We start from the raw sequence: 474 nt of genomic DNA, 5'->3' as shown, positions 1-474 counted from the left end.
GATTTGGAAACTGGTTAGAAAATGTTATGGACTGGGGATTAAGCCGTGACAGATATTGGGGAACTCCTCTTAATATCTGGGAATGTGAATGCGGTCACCGTCATGCAATCGGAAGTATAGAAGAGCTTAAAAGCATGAGTGACAATTGTCCAGATGATATAGAGCTTCACAGACCATATATTGATGATGTGCTTATCAATTGTCCAAAATGTAATAAGAAAATGAAGAGAGTTTCGCCAGTAATTGACTGTTGGTTTGACTCAGGTTCAATGCCATTGAGCATAAGGCATTACCCATTTGAAAATAAAGAGATATTTGAAGATAACTTCCCAGCTAATTTTATTAGTGAAGCTGTTGACCAAACAAGAGGCTGGTTCTATTCATTGTTAGCAATATCAACATTACTATTTGATAAGCCAGCATTCAAGAATGTAATAGTACTTGGACTTGTTCAAGACGAAAATGGTCAGAAAA

General features: G+C 36.7%; 1 protein-coding gene. It reads left to right on the top strand.

Annotation, left to right across the window (positions count from 1 at the left end; genetic code table 11):
- Window positions 1-474, top strand: a 474-nt coding sequence (locus AACQ14_RS24105; protein WP_339366076.1) for a class I tRNA ligase family protein, incomplete at both ends; no start/stop codon positions are given.

Source organism: Vallitalea maricola (assembly GCF_036985595.1).
Classification (GTDB): Bacteria; Bacillota; Clostridia; order Lachnospirales; family Vallitaleaceae; genus Vallitalea; species Vallitalea maricola.
The sequence above is the reverse complement of the archived record's forward strand: the minus strand, read 5'-3'. Positions and strand labels throughout refer to the sequence as shown.